The organism is Pseudoxanthomonas sp. GW2 (assembly GCF_000283075.1).
Lineage (GTDB): Bacteria > Pseudomonadota > Gammaproteobacteria > Xanthomonadales > Xanthomonadaceae > Pseudoxanthomonas.
This window is the reverse complement of record NZ_ALIP01000064.1, coordinates 1-709: the sequence shown is the minus strand read 5'-3', so window position 1 is coordinate 709 and position 709 is coordinate 1. Positions and strand designations below refer to the sequence as shown.

The following is a 709-nucleotide window of genomic DNA, read 5'->3' as shown; positions in this document are numbered from 1 at the left end:
CGAGATCGACGCCTCGCTGGCATCCGACCACCACCGGCCGCGGCTGTCTGACCTGGTCAGCAAGGCCACCGGCAAGGTGCGGCCGATCGTATGGGTGGGCATTGGCCTGGCCACGTTCCAGCAGCTGGTGGGCATCAACGTGGTGTTCTACTACGGCGCGGTGCTGTGGCAGGCGGTGGGCTTCTCGGAGAACGACGCGCTGCTGATCAACGTGCTGTCCGGTGCGCTGAGCATCGGCGCGTGCCTGGTGACGATCGTGCTGATCGACCGGGTGGGGCGCAAGCCGCTGCTGTGGGTCGGCTCGGTGGGGATGGCGGTGACGCTGGCGGTGGTGGCGTGGGCGTTCTCGACCGGGACGCTGGACGCGGCCGGCAAGCTGCAGCTGCCGGGGCAGATGGGCGTGGTGGCGCTGGTGGCGGCCAACGCCTACGTGGTGTTCTTCAACGCCTCGTGGGGCCCGGTGATGTGGGTGATGCTGGGCGAGATGTTCCCGAACCAGATCCGCGGTTCGGGCCTGGCGGTGGCGGGCCTGGCGCAATGGGTGGCGAACTTCGTGATCACCTGGACGTTCCCGATGCTGCTGGCGGGCATCGGCCTGGCCGCGGCCTACGGGCTGTACGCGGCGGCGGCGTTCCTGTCGGTGTTCTTCGTGCTGCGGTTCGTGCGCGAGACCCGAGGCCGCGAACTGGAGCAGATGCAGGGATGAGCG

Annotated in this window: 1 protein-coding gene; it reads left to right on the top strand. The window is 69.1% G+C overall.

Features of this window, described 5'->3' with window-relative positions:
* The coding region (locus tag B351_RS0104690; RefSeq protein WP_019397893.1) for an MFS transporter at positions 1–706 on the top strand (706 nt) is incomplete at its 5' end.
* Positions 707–709 lie beyond the last annotated feature (3 nt).